Genomic DNA, 15223 nt, shown 5'->3' with positions numbered 1-15223 from the left:
AGCGGGGTGTTAATCGGCGATGAGAGATTCGGTTTTGTACTGGCTGATACCGCGCTGGATCATGATTCGCGTGGCTCCTGAAAGAGAGCGCTGTTCCAGTTCGGCAATGCTTTCAAGCTCAGCACGCTCTGCCGGGGTTAACCGAACCAACACTTGGTTTGTTCGATTATTGGTAGGCGGTGCACTCGGATGAGTGGCCTTCGTGGCGTTCATTTGCGTCATGGGTTAGGCTTCCTCTATAGGTCTTATCGGTGTGTATACATACGAGAATGATGATTCACATATGTGAATACGTCAACTCCTAAAAGGATCTTTACGTGAATAGCTTCGGCAATCGACTAAAGGAAGAAAGAGTGAGGCTCGGGATGTCCCAGGAGGCATTCGGGGAGGCTGGCGGCGTCAAAAAAGTGGCTCAATACAACTACGAAACCGATAAGAGGGCGCCTGACGCCTACTATCTGCAAAAACTCAAAGAGCTTGGTGTTGATCTAAATTACCTCTTTGAGGGTATCCGCTCGGATGGCTTTCATTCGAATAATTCGCTTTCAGATGGAAGCTATAGCCGATTTAATTCATTTTCAAATAACCATATTTCTACTCAAGAACAGCAAGCTGATTACCTTGAGCGACAATTAAACGATCCCAACATCGCATCGATACCGATGTATGACGTTGAGTGCGCGGCGGGCAGCGGGCGGGACTTCACCGAAGAGAAGGTGCTGGGTTACTTCCATATGGATCGGGCAGTGCTTGCGGAGTTGAAACTACCGGCGGAATCTGGCGCTTGGGTGCGGGCACGCGGCGATAGCATGGTGGGCACGATTGACGACGGTGATTATGTCTTTGTGGACTTCACTCAGCGCGATCCCAGCCGTGAGGGCGTTTACTTGATCCTGATGGATGGCGAGCGGCGTATTAAGCGCATGCAGCGAGTGGCGGGCGGTGGCTGGCTGCTGATCAGTGATAACAATCGCTATGACAAAGAGCTGATTGCACCGGATAAGAAGCAGTTTGTAGAAGTGCTCGGGCGGTGTTTAGTTAACTTGGGCCAGGTGCTTTAAATAAGTTTGTAGAAAAATAAGGGGAAGGGGATGAGGGTATTTCAACTAGCAGCCATTGCACTTACTGGCTTGGCTTTATCAGGCTGTAAAACTGAACTTAATGCGGATATCCCATTAAGCTCACTGTTAGATTCAGAAGTGACCAGTGTGCCGGGCACACTTCGCCTTGAGGTGCTGAACTGCAATGATTACGAGGATAGCCGCCAACCCTCTGATTCGCTGGTCAAAGCCCAAGAGCTTTTGCCGACCATCTTTCCCGATGCTGAATTTACTGAGTGCTATTCGCAGAATATGACCAGTTGGGCCGAGTTCAGTCTTGAATTGCCCATTGATCGTGATAACGATTCTGAAAAGTTCGCCTCCGATGACTCTTTTAATGTCACCACCACTGAAAATCTTCCTCTGGGTGTAGCTGCGCCGCCTGCACTAATTGAGCGCATGGAGCAGGCCCGTAAATCTGAAATGATGATGCCCGACTTTGAATACAACATCGCTTTTAATGTTATCAATGATACCGACGCCGCTTTCCCGGTGACTGTTCTTTCTGCTTGGGCGGATGACACGCCTCTTACTTTTCAGGGGCTGGATATACCCGCTGGCGAACAATTCACGCTTCGCCTTTCTGATGTAGCCATTGATCGCGCTATTTATAACGGTGAGGTTTCTGTGCTAATCGACTTTGAAAAACTGCTAGAACAGCGTGGCTAACTATGCGGCTGACCTACCTAGGCCCAATGGCGATGGGCATTGAACACCCTGCGCTTGATGGCGTTGATTGCGCGGCGTATTCGCCTAATTGCTTTGCCGTGGAGGCGACCAGCGAGGCGGGTGTGCATGGCCCGGTGATCGAGGGTGATGTGCTGCTGGTGGATGAGTCGCGCAGCCTTGGGCACGACGATCTAGTGGTGGTGGAAATGGACGATGCTTTGCATTTGTATAAAACGTTCCGCATTGGCCCACGGTTTCGCCTGCTGCCGCCCAATGGCGGTACCGGCGTTATGGCCACCGCGCGCATGGTGCGCGGCGTGGTGGTGCATCAAGCGCGTATCGCGGTGGATGAGGCGCTATGACCCCGCGCTTTATTCGTCGTTTGGAGCGTTACCCGGTGGTGGGGTATACGCTTTTGGGGCTGGTGGCCACGTCGTTTGTGTTTGGCGTGATAAGGCTATTTTTCGGGCATTAAAAAGCCCCGCGATTGCGGGGCTTTTCTTTATCCTGAAGTCAGGAAGCTATCAAGCGGCTTTTTGAGTTTGCTCAACGGTCTTCAGGTGCTGTTGGTGGCAGTAATCAAGCTTTGAATTCACTTCGTCAGCGATCTCTAAAGCACGACGTAGCAGTTTGATGTTTTCAATTTCTTGATTTTTCATAAGAAAGGTCTCCGGTCGAGTTCCTGTACGTGTCTATTCAGCGTGTCTTCATCTTCCGTTTCAATTGCCGCTGCAATGAGTCTCACATGGTTTGCGTACTCTCTTGCCTTGGAAATTTTCAATTCGTCAGGGCCGCTGATGTTCACCTTATCAAGGATGTCGCACAGCTCTTTAAGCTGTTCGGCAATCTCTGAATATGTTGGATCTTCAAGCTTCAATACAGATATAGAAAACAGTTTGCAACTACGCAATACCAAATTTGATGAGTGCAGCACTTGGTCGTATACGCTTTCGACAAGCTGTTGGCTGATTGCGTTCATTGCGTCCCCATATATCTGCATTGTCTAGGCAAATTTTGCCTAATTGTAAGGACGCGCATTTTACATACCGCTTGGTATGCTTTCAATACTTTTCGATACCGCTTGATATGCACTGTTGCATACTATTAGCAGACCCTGCAAGCCAAATTTATGTTTCAACCAAGCATTAATTCACTTAACGCCTGGTTGAATTTCTATCCAGGGGCGCTGGGGTTGCCGTTGCGGGTTTCTAGCTGTAGGGCGGTGGTGTAGCTGGATTCGGTGAGGTTGTGGGTTACCTCTGTGATGATCCAAGCGGTGGCGTCTATTTGGGGTTTCCAGCCGGTACACCAGACCGGGGTTTCGGGGAATATCTCGGGCTCGCCTAGGGCTTGGGTGATGCTGAAATAGGCGATGCCGCGCTGTAGGCGTTGCCATTCGGCTTGGGCGGCGTCGAGTGCTTCCTGCTCGCTTGCGTAGGTGTGGCGTAGTTGCTGGGTGTTTTGCGGCTCGCCGACGGTGACCGCGATCCGCTCCGCATTGGCCTTGTCATTCCATAGGGCGGTAACGCCGGTGAAGGCATCGCGTTCGGCGTGCATGTAGCGGTGCTGGTCACCGCTTTGGCGGCGGAGGATGTACGGTGGGATCTCTAGCCCGCTGGCGGTGGTGGCTTGGCCCATGGGTACGAATATCAAATTACCGCTTTTGACGGTGGCCACCGCGTCGAAGCGCTCCGCTAGCCGGGTTAAAAAGTGCAGGTCTGATTCGTCGGTTTGGTCGATGTGCTCGATTCGAATACCTGCCAGGGTGACGCCGGTGCTTGGGGTGAGGTCGTGGCGTTTGGCAATGGTTTCGATTATGTCGCGGACGGTGACTTCATCCCAGCTCTGGGTACGCTTACCGGGCATGCCGAGGCGCAGGTCGGCACTTGAGGCGCGGATGCTGAGCGTGTCGGGCGCGCCGGTGTGTTCGACTTCGTCAACGGTAAAGGTGCCGCGCTCGGTGAGCGCCTGGCCTTTCCAGCCGATGGCCAGGGTGATCTCTGCGCCGGTGGGCGGGATGTCGAGCATGCCGTCGTCGTCGGTGAGGACAATATCGAGCTGGTCGGCCTGCATGCCCCGCCGGTCGTGTAGGGTGAGCGAGGCGAGGCGGGCGCGAAACTCGGGGCTGATGATTTGGCCCTGCAATGTGATGCGATAATCAGGCTGTAGACTCATGCCAGCGCCCCGGAGATTGCACGTAGGGCGCTGCTTTCGAGTACGCCGAGCTGGTCGGTTCTGCCTTCGTCAATACGGGCGAGCTTTATGTCGAAGTCGATTTGCTTGGCGGCGCCGTCGCGGAAAAATTCAGTTTTCCCCTCGCCCATGCTTTCGATAACAAACATGCCGTAAAAAGTGCCCGTGCCCTCGATCAATGGCCACGCTTTGCCCTGGTCGGCCAGGGCGCGGAGCATGTCTAGGTTTTGCTGGCCACCGGTGTACATCGGCAATAGCGTGCCGGTGAGCGTGATGGTGTCGTCGCCTTGGCCCAGAAATTGTCGAGTAGGCCGCGCGTTGATGCGGCTCTGGCTGGCGTGGCGCCAGGTGGTTTGTCGCTTTAGCTCTTGGTAGGCGGCGGTGGAGAGCCCAAACACAAACATGCCGTAGCTCATCATCATGTTGAATACCCTCAATCGTTATCGTGGAAGTTTCGGCGGCGGGCGGCGGCGGCTTGCTGTTGCGCTTGCTGCAGGGCGCGCTGTACCTGCTCATTGACCAGCCGCGCCAAGGCTTGCTCATCCATGCCGGGGGTGGCGTGCACCTGGATATTGATACCGCCATGAATCACCAGCCCGCCGCTTGATTGGCTGGTGTGGCTTTGCAGGGGCGGGCGGGCGTCGATTTGGATGCTGCCGGTGTCGACGTTGGCGGCGGCGCCGGTTGAAAGCCCCGCGCCGAGCATTAATCCACCGGCGGCGTTGCGTAGATGGTTGGTGAGGCTGCGCACTTGCTTAACGGGGCTGTCGGCGTCAGCTTCAATGCCGTTGGCCAGGCCTTGGGAAATGTAGCCACCAATGGTGGCAAACACGCGGCTGGGGGAGTGGATATCCAGCCAGCCACGTACCGTATCGGTAACACCGTTGGCGAGGTTGGCGGCGCTCTCCGTGGCGCGATTGGCGCCGTCGCGGATGCCTTGGCCCATTCCGGCTGCTGTCTCCCGGCCCCATTGCATGGCTTGGTTGGCCCCGTTCCCGATGGAATCCCACGCGCTAGTCATGGCGTCTTGTACCCAACCGGCGATGTTGGCCGCCATGCCCATCACCTGGTCACGTAGCGCCCCGGCCATGCTGGCGATTCCGTTGATCATGCCTTCAACGATATTGACGCCGAAGCCTTCAAACACACGACTGGGGGAGTTGATGCCGAGCACGCCTTTGAACCAGTCCATTACACCGGTGGCGATGCTGGTAATGCGTTCGCGCAGAGCGGCGATCTTCCCTTCCAACCCGCCGATAAGGCCGTCAATGACAAAGCCGCCCAGGTCGCGGAAGCCCTCGGGCACCGATATGCCTAACAGGTCTAACGCGCCGATGAACGCGCCATGGATAAGCCCTAGCGGTGACCAATTGATGAGCAGCTTAGCGACACCGTCGACCCCTTCGCTAAACGCATTTTTTACCTGCTGCCACAGGCCGAGGAAAAAGCCTTTGATGGGTTCCCAATATTTGTAGATCAGGAAGGCTGCCCCGGCGATGGCTGCAATGCCCCAACCGATTGGCCCCATGGCCACCAGTAGCCCTTTGAGGGCTCCGGCTACCCAGGGTATGGCGGTGCGTGCGAGCCAGCCGAGTGCTTGCCCCAAGCCGCCAACATTAATTCCCAGCATGGACGCACCGAAGCGCATGAGCGCTAAAGGCCCTAGGATCGATCCGGCCACTGCGATGAACGCGCCACCAGCCGCGACTAACCCCGCTAGTGCAATGGCTGCTTTGGTGAGCGTGCTTGTTAGCTCTGGGTTGGCTTGCATCCATGCAGTGACGTTATTGCTCACCCTGATGATGGTGTCATCGACCTCATCCAGTACGCCCATGAATGCACCGCCTAACGCGCGTTGCACTCGCTTTAGGGCGCTGCCCGCGTTGTTGCCCAGCGTATCGGCCATCCTTTGCGCTGTTCCCGTTACATCCCCCATGCGGTCATTGGTCTGGCCAAGCCCGCGCAGGAAGGCGGGGATTTGGTCGACGGATAGATCTTCAATCGGCGTACCGAATAACGCTATTGCTGCATTGGCACGCTGGGCGGGGTTTTCAATCTCCAACAGCCGTTGAGCGGTAGTGGTCAGCGCCGCGCCTGCTCGATCCCCACCACCGGCGATAGCATCGGCCATTTCCTGGGCGTTTAGCCCAATGGCGTCGTAAGCCTCTACGCTGGCTTTGCTCATGTCGGAACCGCGAATGGTGAATTCTTTCAGGGCGTCACCGGTTTTATCCAGGGCGAAGCGGCCTTGCTCGGCCGCGGCGACCAGCATGTTGAGCGATTCTTTACCGTCGAACCCCAGGGCGCGGAAGTTGGTGCCATATTCGTGAAGGATCTCGGGCAGCTCGTGGCGCATGCTGGCGGATACTTCCTGCATGCCGCGCGCCATGAGATCAAAGGCCTCTGTAGCATTGGTGGCCAGGCCGTTTTGCACCATGATGCCCGCCGTTTGCGCGGCTTCGGCAAGGTCAATGTTGAACGTGTCGGTGAGCGTTAACGCTTGCTGGGTGATTGCCCCCAGCTCTTCGTTAGTGGTCGCGCCGAGCGATTCAAATTGTGATGCCAATACGCTGACCGCTTCGGTGACTTGCTCCAGCCCTTGCCCCCGCCCGGTGGTGTACACCTGGGTGATGACTTCGCGGTATCGGGTCGCCTCTTCATTGCCCTCACCTTGCTGGGCTGCCAGGCGTGCACCGGAGGATTGATTCATAAGCGCCTGGGTGCCCATGGCCACAACGCCCGCCGTGCCCACGCCTGCACCCATGGCACCGGCACCGGCGATGCTTTGGTCACGGCTCAACGAGCGCTGGTATTGCTCGCTGGCCTGCGCTGCTCGCCGCTGCTGTTCGGCTATACGCTGCAGTTTCCTTTTTTGAGCCTCCATTTGCTGGTTGGCTTGACGTATTTCGTTGGCCAGGCGCTGCTGATCTTGCGACAGGTTGTGGGTGCTGATGCCGCTGTTATTTAGAGATGTGCGTAGGCGCTGCAGCTTTTGCCGTTCGCTGTCGTAGCGCTGGGAGAGCTGCCGCGCTTGGAGAATGGCTTTGCGGCGTTCGTTAGCCAGGGCGGCGGTGTCGCCCTGGTTGGATTGCATCTGTCGCGATAACCGGCGGATGCGTTCTTGCTGTTCGCGCATCGCTCGGCCGGTCGCTTCGGATTGATTCTTGAGGGTGCGGAAAGAGCTGATGTCTTTCTGGGTGGCTTGTAATGTCTTTAGCCGGTCGCGGGTTTCGCGCATGGCCTGGGCGGTTTGCCCGGCACCTTGGCGCATGCGTTTTAGTGGGCCGGTGACACGATCCACGGCGTTTAACATGACTTGCAGGCGTAGATTTTGTGCCATCGACCGTTCCTATTTGATGCGTTTTATTTGCCCGGCTTACCTTTGGGCTTGCTGCCTTCGTGGCGTTTGCGGGCGCGTTCGCGCCATTCCATGAGTTCTTCCAGCTCCATGCCGTCCATCGCTTGGGGCTCCCAGTGGAACACCATGGCTAGGTCGGCCATGGCGTCTTCGAGGAACTCCGGCAGGGCTAGGCTTCGACTTCCTTGAACTTTTTTGGTGTTAAAAAACCGTTCAGCGCCGAGCCCAGCTGGATGAGGTCGACGATGTCCATGGTTTTCAGCTCGCCTTCGGTGAGGGCGGGCGTGGTGATGCGGGGTAGCACTTTGGAGAGGGCGGCAACGTCGAGGTTCATGACGTCGACGACGCTGACGCCGCGCAGGCCACCGGCCATGGGCTTGCGGATGGTGATTTCGCTTACCAGCGTTTTGCCACGCTGCAGCGGGGTTTCCAGCTCGACGACTTCGGTGGCCACGCCTGGGGCGGTGGCGGTTTGCGTTTCAGTGGCTTCGGTTTTCACACCTGGTGCATTAGTTGTTTCTGCTTTCTCAACGGCTTGGGCTTTGGTCTTATCAGTCATTGCTGTGGCTTCCTATGGATGGGGTTTGGCCGCCTGGGCGGCCGTGTTGAGTGATGGATTAAGGATTAAAGGCCTAAGGCGCGGCGGCGTTGGGCCATTCGGTCGACGCCGCGTACGGTGAAGACGTAGCCGGGAACGTCGCGCTCGATGATGTCTTCGCCGTCTACCACCAGCTTGTAGTAACTGAGCGTGGTGGTGATGCTCTGGGTGTTGTTGTCGCCCTTACTGGCGTCGCCCATAGCAATCGTTTTGTGACGGCCACGAACGACGATCTCGACCGGGATGATGCCGCCGTCTTCGTCGGATTCGTAAGAGCCGGTAAAGCGGAGCATGGCGGCGTCGTGTACGGGGCTGCCGAAGGTGTCGAACAGGCCGTCGACGATCAGGCCGCCGGCCGTCCATTCAAACGTCATTAGCTCTTGGCCGTGGTCGACTTCGATGGGGCCGTCCATGCCGCCGCCTTCGTACTCGACCATGCGGCGGGCGAGTTCGGGCAGCGTGAGTTCTGGAATCTGACCCTGCCAGTTGTTGCCGTCGCCGAAGAGATTGAAGTCTTTGAGAATGTTGGGTAATGCCATGTTGGCTTGCTCCTGTTAGTGCGCGTGCTAGCGGCGGCGGTTAGGCGGCGACGCGTTCGGCGAAGTCGACGAGGTAACGGTCGGTGATGCGCTGCTGGAACATGAGGTTTTCTAGCGGCGGTACCGGGGTGTAGTCGTAGTCGATGTAGAGCTTGCCGCTCTTGAGGACTTCGGGCGTGTTGATCTCTGCGTCGAACCATGCGGAACCGCCGAGGATGTAGCCGCGGCGGATGAGCTCGCGGAATTTGGCGTTGACGCCTTCGATGATGTCGCGCACTAGCGATGGGTGCATGGGCTTATCGATTGCCCAGAAATGCGCTTCGGCGATTGTGTCGGCGAGTACCTGGGCGGTGCGGGTGTAGGACTCGAACGCGAAGAGCGGGTCGGCGCTGCAGGTGCGGGAGCCCCAGAAGCGGAAGCCTTCTTTTCTGATCAACGTCGTTACATCGGCTTCGTTGAGGTAACCGGCGTCGGTGTTGGGATCTTGCAGATCCCAGGAGAGATCCTGGGTGATGCCGGTGACGCCGTTTACCGGCATATTGGATAGGGTTTTATGCCAGCCGATTTCCTGATCGAGCCGCGCGCGGTGGCCAAGCGCTTTTGCGACGGCGGGTAGGGGGAGGGTTTCTTCGGCGTCGACGTCGAAGGCTTGCCAGTTCGGCCAGATAATCATGACCTCGCGCTGCCCGAAGTTTTCGCGGTACATGCGGGCTTCTTCTTTTGTTGCGCAGCCGTGGGCGTGGGCGTAGACGAAGCCGCGCAGTTGCTGGGCGATACCTGCCAGCGCGGCGGTGACGGCCTGGGTGTCGAGATCCGGGGCGCCGAAGATGCGGGGTTTTACGCCGAACTTGGTTTCCGCGGCTGTAAAGGCTTGGATGCCGGTTTTCTTGCCAGTGAGCTGGTCGACGGTGCCGATAACGTTTGCACTGGTTTCCTGTTCGTCCTGGCCCTCTTCGACACGCACCATGACTACGACCGTTTTGCCTTCGTCGACGATGGCTTGCAGCGACCGGCGCAGGGTGCCCCCGGCCCCGGCTTGGCCAATGGCGGTGTAGATGTTGGTGATCAATACAGGCTCATTGAGCGGGAACGGTTCGTTGACGCCGCCTGTTAACGCGACTGCTTGGGCGGTGGCGGCGATGCCTTGACCGTCGCCGGACGCAGCAGCACCTACCAGGGCAGAGGCGGCGGAATCTGCATTGATGGCGGTGGCGACTTCGTCGGCGGTGCTGAGTAGTTCGCCTGCGGCGTCGGTGGCCAGTGATACCGTGATTTTCTTTTGCTCGACGCTGACGTCGATAGCGGCGGACGGCGTGCCGGGGTTTACGTGGGTAATGCGGATGTTGTTGCCGGTGGTGCCGATCTCAGCAGCGGTGTAGGTGAGTTCGCCGTTGGCGGCGAGGCCGTTAATGATGGCACTGGCGGCCACGCCGTGGCTGGCATTTGGGGCGGTGCCGATGAGGCCGACGACGGCGGTGTTAATAATGCGGATGGGGCGCGTGCCTTCGTTGATCTCTGTGACACGGGCGCCGTGGTGGTATTCGATCATGGGTGCTTGTCTCCTGCGCAGGTTCAAGCGGGGTTCGGTTAGGGCTTGCTAAGTGATGCCCATGGTGTGGGGCTTACGCGCGGGAGGGTAGCGGCGGGCGTTGTGCCGTGGGGGCTGGACAAGATGTCAGTAAAAAGCCCGCTGGGTAGCGGGCTTGGAGGTGGTTAACGTTACAGCAGGTTTCCTGACAGGATCTGCTCGCGGCGCGTGGCCACGTTGCCTTCGTCGACGATGCCCGCCTCGACCAGCAGGTTTAGGCTGTGTTCAACCCCTTGTTGCGTTGAGGCTAACGCTAGGTCGACATACTGCAGCCGTGGATCTTCTATGATCTCAAAGAAGTCGTTAATGGCTGGGTCAGTACTGCGTAGCTCTTTGAGCTTCAAGCGTTCGGGGCTGGTGAACAGCAGCTTGAACTCGACCGGGCCAACCCGCGGGCGCTCGGGCTCTGGTGCTTCCGGCACCACCTCGGGAGGTGCTGACCATATACCATCTTCGGCTCGCTGCCAGCCGCGCTGGACTTCGTCCGGTACCGCTTCGAACTCAGCAGCGATGGTGGGGTGAAACTGGCTAGCCGGGGCGGCACTGACGTCCACAGCCACGTTGTTTTTGATACGTGCATAGTTGCTCATTGCTTTAAAACTCCACGATTACCAAGCCGTCGCCGCCGCGACCCGTATTGCCGTTACCGAACGCGCCTTTACCGACGGTAACAGGGATGATTTGACCGGGGGTCACTGCAACGACGCCATGAGAATAGCCACCGCCACCGCCACCGCCACCGCCACTTGCTCCACCACCTCCAGCGCCGAAACCACCGTTTCCAGCGCTGCCATTGTTAGCACCTGCACCACCTCCACCACCAGCTCCGCCGTCACCTCCACTCCCGCTCCGCCCACCTCCGCCTCCGGCACCTGAACCGCCCTGACCTGCTTTTGCCTGGGATGACGCAGGAGTAGAGCCGCCGCCTCCGGTGAACCCGTCAAATGGGAAGCGAATCGACGCCCCAATTGGATTGATGCCACCGGCAGCCCCCACAGCTGCAGTGCCGCCCGCCAGATCTGCCCCCGGCTGAGTTTCCGATGCTGGAGAAAATGCTGAGCCACCTCCTGCTCGATTGCCTATGTTTCCGCCGACGCCACCACCACCAACGCCGTCGATGGTCTGCGTACCCCCATCCCCACCGTCGCCTAGCTGAGAACCCGCTGCACCACCGCCACCTCCGTAGGAGCCAGAACTGGATCCACCACCATTGCCACCTTGGGCCGTGAAATCACCTCCCGCGCCGACGCCACCAGCGCCGCCAACGTAATCCTTGGAACCACCGGCACCGCCGGTCGCTGAAATAAACGAACCGAAACTGGAAGACCCACCATCGGCACCATCAACACCAATCGCACCTGTGCCACCAGCAGCAAGGACTCTTGCACGTACTTCGTAAACCCCAGGCGGGACAGTGAAGTTTTCATTATTAGAAAACGTCCGCCAAAATCCATTGCCAAATTCGCCCATATACCCAGCTGGGGCGAACTTCGTCGCACTAATCAAGCTGTTTGAACTAGTGGCGGTTTCAGATGTGCTTTCGTCAACAAAACGTCCCATTATTCAGCCTCCTCGAACCCATGCACGCGGGCGCTCACACTGCCCACGTCGCTGTGAATGATGATGTTCTCGCCCGCGCCTGCTACCAGCGCGGTGCGCTCCATGACGCCACCCAACGCTGGGATCGTGGCGTCGTACTCGATCCAATCGGCATCGCCTGGGTTCACTGAATCGGTGATGGCCACACGCACCTTGGCGGGATCTGCGCCTCGATTAACCAAGGCGATATTGAGCGTGGCCACGTTACTGTCTGGCACGGTGTACACCGTGGTGAGTGTGTCGGCGACCAATGCCGCCGAGCCTAGTTTTCCTGACATTAGTTCTGCCCCATAAAGTAGGTTTTAAGACGGAGGCGGCTGGCCAGCGCGGCGAGCCGCCCATCAACGGTGTTGCCGTAACTGTCGAGCTGATTAGCAACGTGGGCTTTTACCCCGGCCGGGGTCACCGCATGCGCGGTGCTCTCGCCGGTTATGGCTTCAGCGCTTGTGGCCATCTCAACAAAACCCTTCGCGGTGGTCGTGGCGTCGGGGTGATTGCGGCTTTGCGCGTGTTGGTCGATAGCGGCTTTTGCACCAGCAGGTGTGACCGCATGGGTAGTGCTGGTTCCGGCCACCGCTTCTGCGCTGGTCGCCATCTCGACGAAACCCTTGGCCGTGGTGGTGGCATCGGGATGGTTGCGGCTCTGTTCGTGTGCTTGAAGCTTACTGTCAACGTATGTGCGGGTAGCAAATACCACCGATTGGTCGATGGTGAGCGTTACCGAGGCGGTGTCGCTGACTTGTATGGTCATGCGGACGGTGATTTCTCGCCCGCTGCCTGCATCCAGCGTGGGCTTGTATGTTTCGGGGAAATTGGCCACCGCAAATAAATTGCCGTTGATGTCGAACAGGCCGATCTCGCGGATTGTCCAGCCGCCTACGTTGGTGGGAATCACCAGTTCGGCGACCAGCCAGTTGGGGTTTTGAGGATCGACTACCAAACTGGAGACGCCCGACCGGTAGACTTCGTTGACAAGGGCGGTTTTCGATTCGGTCGGCGGGGCGTCATTGCCGCCACCGTCGCCCACGGCCATGTGGGTCAGTTCAATCTGTTGGCCGAAGCCCATCGCCTGAGTGAGCAGATCTTGGCCAGTGGCGGTGAGAAGCGTGAAAAATTGGCTCATAGCGGCTCCAAGGTCGTGGTGTCATAGGCTGAGACGGTGGCCCCCAGGTAATACGGTGAGGGGGGCACTTCGGCCTGGGTGATTAATAGTGGCTGAACTGAAACGCTGTCGAATGACTGTTCCCAGCCAGCGACATAGGCATGCCCTTGGCTACTCCCGATCATGCGCAGTGCGCTTAGATGGCTTCGGGCATTTTTTGTGCTTTCGATCAGCCGAAGTATTTCTTGCTGAGTTGTATCGCTGAGGCCGCGATCCTCTAGCACTACATCGGCGCGGAATGTGTACGGCGTGCCGGGTTCGCTTTCTTGGTGCCATTCGACCAGTTGGATGTTGTAGTCGATTGCGGCTAGTGCTCGTTTGACGGCACCTACGGTACCTTTTCGCTTGTGCACGGGTACGGAGGCGGCAATCGCTCGGCGCTGGCGGGCTTCGCTCCAATTGGCGTCCCAGGCATCGACCGATAGCGCCCATGCTAGCCATGGGAGTAACGCCGTTGGGCAGGTGGCGGGGTTCCAGAGGTCTTTAATGGGTACGCTGAGACTTCCTATCCGTGCCGTGGTTTGGTCGATTGCCCGCTCTTGCCGGGTGGCATTCGGTGGCAACAAGGTCTTATCAGACATCGGTGCCCCCTTCCGCCAGGGTAATGGCGGTGCAGTACGCTGCTTGCTGTGATGTGACGGTGATCGTGGCCGCTGGGCTTTCTAACTCGACTCGCTGAATGCCGGGACGATGCAAGGCGGCATATACGCCGGATAGGGTTATGTCACGCCCTAGCCGGTGCTGATCATCGGCGTAGGTTTGGGCGTTGGCCAAGGCGTCTTCACGCACCACCGTGGCATCGGGGCCGGGGTAGGTGTATAGCGTGGCTTGAATGGTGTAGGTCACTATTTCTGCCGCCTGAACGCTGACTTGATCTGTTAGCGGTCGGACATCGTCGGCGGATATTGCCGTTTCTACGGCTTGTATGAGTTCCGGCATTGCGCTGCCGTCGGATGCGCGGGATAGCACGGTGACCACGACTTCCCCAGGGCTGGGGCTTGTTACGCTGGCGTCTTTGATATTGCCGTCGGCACTTAGTGCATGGAATACGTAGGCTTGCGCTGGCCCCGCTGTGGAAAGGCCATCTAGGGAAAGCTGTATCCGGCGGCGTAGCTCTTCGTCTTTTTCAAGTGTTGAGGGTACCGGTGGTATCGCGCTGGGGTCGCCTGTGTCGATGGTTAGCCGTTCTACTTCCAGCAGCGCGCCTAAGTGCTCTAAGTCGCTTCCTCCGGCATAGGCGAGCATGACGGCTTTGGCGGCTTCGTTGATGCGTTGGCGGAGTAATAACTCACGGTAAGCCGCCACTTCCAGCAATTTGGTCAACGGTTCGCTTTCGAGGCTTAGGGTTTCGGCTAGCTCGGGGTCGCGGTCGGTGAGGTCGGCGGTTAGCTCGGCGAGGATGGTTTCATAGTCGAGCGGCTCGATTACCGAGGGCGCTGGCAGTCTTGAGAGGTCTATGGGGCTGCTCATACTAACGGCACTCCGGCGGTGAGAGGTTGGCCGTCGGCGGTTTCGCCGATTAGCTCCATGGTGGCGGCGCCTGGGTTTTCGGTGCTGACGATGCGGCGGGTGCCGGTTATGCGCACGCGGGGCTCCCATTGGGTGACGGCGATGATGGTGGCGGCGTAGACCTGCATTAGTAGGGCGTCATTCATGGGGCGGTCGATTAGCTCGGGCACTAGGCTGCCGTAGTCGCGGCGCATAACGCGGGAGCCGATAGGCGTGGTGATGATGTCCGCGATGGATTGACGGATGTGGTCGATGCCGTCGAGCTGTTTTCCTGTGTTTGCGTTCATGCCTGGCATTAGACGGGCTCCCCTGTATTTGACGCCCCACCCTGAACGCCACTGTGCTGATGGTCGCTGCCGACGTTTTTGCCGTTGTGGGTTTTGCTGCCACCGGTTTGGGTGTCGCTGCCTTGGCGGTGCATGTCACCTTGGTGGTTGATGTTGCCGATCCATTGGGTGCCGCCGGGGGCGGTTATTTCGATGCGGCCGGGTAGGTTGATTCGCACTACCTGGGCGGCGTGGTCGTATTCGATTAGGCCGCCGTCTGGATATTGGCGGGCGATTTTGCCGGGGTCGTTGCTGGGCGGCTGGGCGCTGAGCTGGAACAGGCTGGGCATGGCGACGCCGTTGGCGAGGTCGCCGCCGGGGGAGAGGATCATTACCTGTTCGCCGACGGTGGGCGGGTTCCAATCGCGGGTTGTTCCCGCGCGACCACCGGCCCAGGGTAGCCAGCCGGTGAGCAGTGCACCGGAGCGCACGCGCACGGCGGGGAGGCGCTCGCCGGGCGCGCCGTGATCCACTTCGGCGATTGCGCCAAAGCGGAGTAGGTTTTCAATTAGGCGGAGTAGTTCGGCGACGTTGTTCATGCGGCAATGCTGCGCGGCTTACGCGCGAGAGGGTAGCGGCGGG

The 15223-nt window shown here is 58.5% G+C and carries 21 protein-coding genes; 3 read left to right on the top strand and 18 right to left on the bottom strand.

Features of this window, described 5'->3' with window-relative positions:
* Nucleotides 1-9 precede the first annotated feature (9 nt).
* Nucleotides 10-222, bottom strand: coding sequence for a hypothetical protein (locus tag SR894_RS16975; protein ID WP_223288936.1), 213 nt, complete (start codon nucleotides 220-222; stop codon nucleotides 10-12).
* A 95-nt stretch (nucleotides 223-317) separates the two neighbouring features.
* Between SR894_RS16975 and SR894_RS16970 the strand changes: the two genes are divergently transcribed.
* Genes SR894_RS16970 through SR894_RS16960 form a run of 3 tightly spaced genes read left to right on the top strand, consistent with a single transcriptional unit; the run spans nucleotide 318 to nucleotide 2131 of the window.
* Nucleotides 318-1061, top strand: a complete 744-nt coding sequence (locus tag SR894_RS16970) for an XRE family transcriptional regulator (RefSeq protein WP_290280758.1) — start codon at nucleotides 318-320, stop codon at nucleotides 1059-1061.
* Between the two features lie 30 nt (nucleotides 1062-1091).
* Entirely contained in the window at nucleotides 1092-1769 is a 678-nt protein-coding gene (locus SR894_RS16965; protein WP_223288937.1) for a DUF7424 family protein, read from the top strand.
* A gap of 2 nt (nucleotides 1770-1771) precedes the next feature.
* Nucleotides 1772-2131, top strand: coding sequence for a LexA family transcriptional regulator (locus SR894_RS16960; protein WP_223288938.1), 360 nt, complete (start codon nucleotides 1772-1774; stop codon nucleotides 2129-2131).
* A 162-nt stretch (nucleotides 2132-2293) separates the two neighbouring features.
* Here SR894_RS16960 and SR894_RS16955 read toward each other — a convergent pair whose 3' ends face one another.
* The 17 genes from SR894_RS16955 to SR894_RS16875 form a co-directional block, all read right to left on the bottom strand.
* A complete protein-coding gene (locus SR894_RS16955; RefSeq protein ID WP_275951328.1) occupies nucleotides 2294-2428 on the bottom strand; it encodes a hypothetical protein in 135 nt (44 codons plus the stop codon).
* The gene (locus SR894_RS16950; RefSeq protein ID WP_223288939.1) at nucleotides 2425-2748 is read right to left on the bottom strand and encodes a hypothetical protein; all 324 of its coding nucleotides are present in this window, start codon (nucleotides 2746-2748) and stop codon (nucleotides 2425-2427) included. The genes SR894_RS16955 and SR894_RS16950 overlap by 4 nt, the downstream gene beginning before the upstream one ends.
* 194 nt (nucleotides 2749-2942) lie before the next feature.
* Nucleotides 2943-3944 (bottom strand): phage late control D family protein, encoded by a 1002-nt coding sequence (locus tag SR894_RS16945; protein WP_223288940.1) that lies wholly within the window; start codon nucleotides 3942-3944, stop codon nucleotides 2943-2945.
* A complete protein-coding gene (locus SR894_RS16940; RefSeq protein WP_223288941.1) occupies nucleotides 3941-4384 on the bottom strand; it encodes a phage tail protein in 444 nt (147 codons plus the stop codon). The genes SR894_RS16945 and SR894_RS16940 overlap by 4 nt, the downstream gene beginning before the upstream one ends.
* A gap of 11 nt (nucleotides 4385-4395) precedes the next feature.
* Entirely contained in the window at nucleotides 4396-7302 is a 2907-nt protein-coding gene (locus SR894_RS16935; RefSeq protein ID WP_223288942.1) for a phage tail tape measure protein, read from the bottom strand.
* Between the two features lie 23 nt (nucleotides 7303-7325).
* Nucleotides 7326-7463, bottom strand: coding sequence for a GpE family phage tail protein (locus SR894_RS16930; protein WP_223288943.1), 138 nt, complete (start codon nucleotides 7461-7463; stop codon nucleotides 7326-7328).
* A gap of 26 nt (nucleotides 7464-7489) precedes the next feature.
* Nucleotides 7490-7879: a phage tail assembly protein gene (locus SR894_RS16925; RefSeq protein WP_223288944.1), complete on the bottom strand. Its 390-nt coding sequence runs from the start codon at nucleotides 7877-7879 to the stop codon at nucleotides 7490-7492.
* A gap of 65 nt (nucleotides 7880-7944) precedes the next feature.
* Entirely contained in the window at nucleotides 7945-8457 is a 513-nt protein-coding gene (locus tag SR894_RS16920; protein ID WP_223288945.1) for a phage major tail tube protein, read from the bottom strand.
* Between the two features lie 40 nt (nucleotides 8458-8497).
* On the bottom strand, nucleotides 8498-10006 hold the full coding sequence (locus SR894_RS16915; RefSeq protein WP_223288946.1) for a phage tail sheath protein: 1509 nt from the start codon (nucleotides 10004-10006) through the stop codon (nucleotides 8498-8500).
* 170 nt (nucleotides 10007-10176) lie between these two features.
* The gene (locus SR894_RS16910; protein ID WP_223288947.1) at nucleotides 10177-10635 is read right to left on the bottom strand and encodes a hypothetical protein; all 459 of its coding nucleotides are present in this window, start codon (nucleotides 10633-10635) and stop codon (nucleotides 10177-10179) included.
* 4 nt (nucleotides 10636-10639) lie between these two features.
* Nucleotides 10640-11605 carry a hypothetical protein gene (locus SR894_RS16905; RefSeq protein ID WP_223288948.1) on the bottom strand — a complete coding sequence of 322 codons (966 nt, stop codon included), beginning with the start codon at nucleotides 11603-11605 and terminating at the stop codon, nucleotides 10640-10642.
* Nucleotides 11605-11922: a hypothetical protein gene (locus SR894_RS16900; protein WP_223288949.1), complete on the bottom strand. Its 318-nt coding sequence runs from the start codon at nucleotides 11920-11922 to the stop codon at nucleotides 11605-11607. Before SR894_RS16900 ends, SR894_RS16905 begins: the two co-directional genes overlap by 1 nt.
* Nucleotides 11922-12767, bottom strand: a complete 846-nt coding sequence (locus SR894_RS16895) for a phage tail protein (protein ID WP_223288950.1) — start codon at nucleotides 12765-12767, stop codon at nucleotides 11922-11924. The genes SR894_RS16900 and SR894_RS16895 overlap by 1 nt, the downstream gene beginning before the upstream one ends.
* Nucleotides 12764-13387, bottom strand: coding sequence for a phage tail protein I (locus SR894_RS16890; protein ID WP_223288951.1), 624 nt, complete (start codon nucleotides 13385-13387; stop codon nucleotides 12764-12766). Before SR894_RS16890 ends, SR894_RS16895 begins: the two co-directional genes overlap by 4 nt.
* A complete protein-coding gene (locus tag SR894_RS16885) occupies nucleotides 13380-14276 on the bottom strand; it encodes a baseplate assembly protein (RefSeq protein ID WP_223288952.1) in 897 nt (298 codons plus the stop codon). Before SR894_RS16885 ends, SR894_RS16890 begins: the two co-directional genes overlap by 8 nt.
* Nucleotides 14273-14611, bottom strand: a complete 339-nt coding sequence (locus tag SR894_RS16880) for a GPW/gp25 family protein (RefSeq protein ID WP_223288953.1) — start codon at nucleotides 14609-14611, stop codon at nucleotides 14273-14275. Before SR894_RS16880 ends, SR894_RS16885 begins: the two co-directional genes overlap by 4 nt.
* Nucleotides 14611-15180 carry a phage baseplate assembly protein V gene (locus tag SR894_RS16875; RefSeq protein WP_223288954.1) on the bottom strand — a complete coding sequence of 190 codons (570 nt, stop codon included), beginning with the start codon at nucleotides 15178-15180 and terminating at the stop codon, nucleotides 14611-14613. The genes SR894_RS16880 and SR894_RS16875 overlap by 1 nt, the downstream gene beginning before the upstream one ends.
* Nucleotides 15181-15223: the final 43 nt, after the last annotated feature.

The organism is Vreelandella neptunia (assembly GCF_034479615.1).
Taxonomy (GTDB): domain Bacteria; phylum Pseudomonadota; class Gammaproteobacteria; order Pseudomonadales; family Halomonadaceae; genus Vreelandella; species Vreelandella neptunia.
This window is presented reverse-complemented; position numbering and strand designations above follow the sequence as displayed.

Coding starts and splice junctions, on each gene's coding strand:
- SR894_RS16975 (WP_223288936.1), bottom strand. CDS start 222: ATGACGCAAATGAACGCCACGAAGGCCACTCATCCGAGTGCACCGCCT.
- SR894_RS16965 (WP_223288937.1), top strand. CDS start 1,092: ATGAGGGTATTTCAACTAGCAGCCATTGCACTTACTGGCTTGGCTTTA.
- SR894_RS16960 (WP_223288938.1), top strand. CDS start 1,772: ATGCGGCTGACCTACCTAGGCCCAATGGCGATGGGCATTGAACACCCT.
- SR894_RS16955 (WP_275951328.1), bottom strand. CDS start 2,428: ATGAAAAATCAAGAAATTGAAAACATCAAACTGCTACGTCGTGCTTTA.
- SR894_RS16950 (WP_223288939.1), bottom strand. CDS start 2,748: ATGAACGCAATCAGCCAACAGCTTGTCGAAAGCGTATACGACCAAGTG.
- SR894_RS16945 (WP_223288940.1), bottom strand. CDS start 3,944: ATGAGTCTACAGCCTGATTATCGCATCACATTGCAGGGCCAAATCATC.
- SR894_RS16940 (WP_223288941.1), bottom strand. CDS start 4,384: ATGATGATGAGCTACGGCATGTTTGTGTTTGGGCTCTCCACCGCCGCC.
- SR894_RS16935 (WP_223288942.1), bottom strand. CDS start 7,302: ATGGCACAAAATCTACGCCTGCAAGTCATGTTAAACGCCGTGGATCGT.
- SR894_RS16930 (WP_223288943.1), bottom strand. CDS start 7,463: ATGGCCGACCTAGCCATGGTGTTCCACTGGGAGCCCCAAGCGATGGAC.
- SR894_RS16925 (WP_223288944.1), bottom strand. CDS start 7,879: ATGACTGATAAGACCAAAGCCCAAGCCGTTGAGAAAGCAGAAACAACT.
- SR894_RS16920 (WP_223288945.1), bottom strand. CDS start 8,457: ATGGCATTACCCAACATTCTCAAAGACTTCAATCTCTTCGGCGACGGC.
- SR894_RS16915 (WP_223288946.1), bottom strand. CDS start 10,006: ATGATCGAATACCACCACGGCGCCCGTGTCACAGAGATCAACGAAGGC.
- SR894_RS16910 (WP_223288947.1), bottom strand. CDS start 10,635: ATGAGCAACTATGCACGTATCAAAAACAACGTGGCTGTGGACGTCAGT.
- SR894_RS16905 (WP_223288948.1), bottom strand. CDS start 11,605: ATGGGACGTTTTGTTGACGAAAGCACATCTGAAACCGCCACTAGTTCA.
- SR894_RS16900 (WP_223288949.1), bottom strand. CDS start 11,922: ATGTCAGGAAAACTAGGCTCGGCGGCATTGGTCGCCGACACACTCACC.
- SR894_RS16895 (WP_223288950.1), bottom strand. CDS start 12,767: ATGAGCCAATTTTTCACGCTTCTCACCGCCACTGGCCAAGATCTGCTC.
- SR894_RS16890 (WP_223288951.1), bottom strand. CDS start 13,387: ATGTCTGATAAGACCTTGTTGCCACCGAATGCCACCCGGCAAGAGCGG.
- SR894_RS16885 (WP_223288952.1), bottom strand. CDS start 14,276: ATGAGCAGCCCCATAGACCTCTCAAGACTGCCAGCGCCCTCGGTAATC.
- SR894_RS16880 (WP_223288953.1), bottom strand. CDS start 14,611: ATGCCAGGCATGAACGCAAACACAGGAAAACAGCTCGACGGCATCGAC.
- SR894_RS16875 (WP_223288954.1), bottom strand. CDS start 15,180: ATGAACAACGTCGCCGAACTACTCCGCCTAATTGAAAACCTACTCCGC.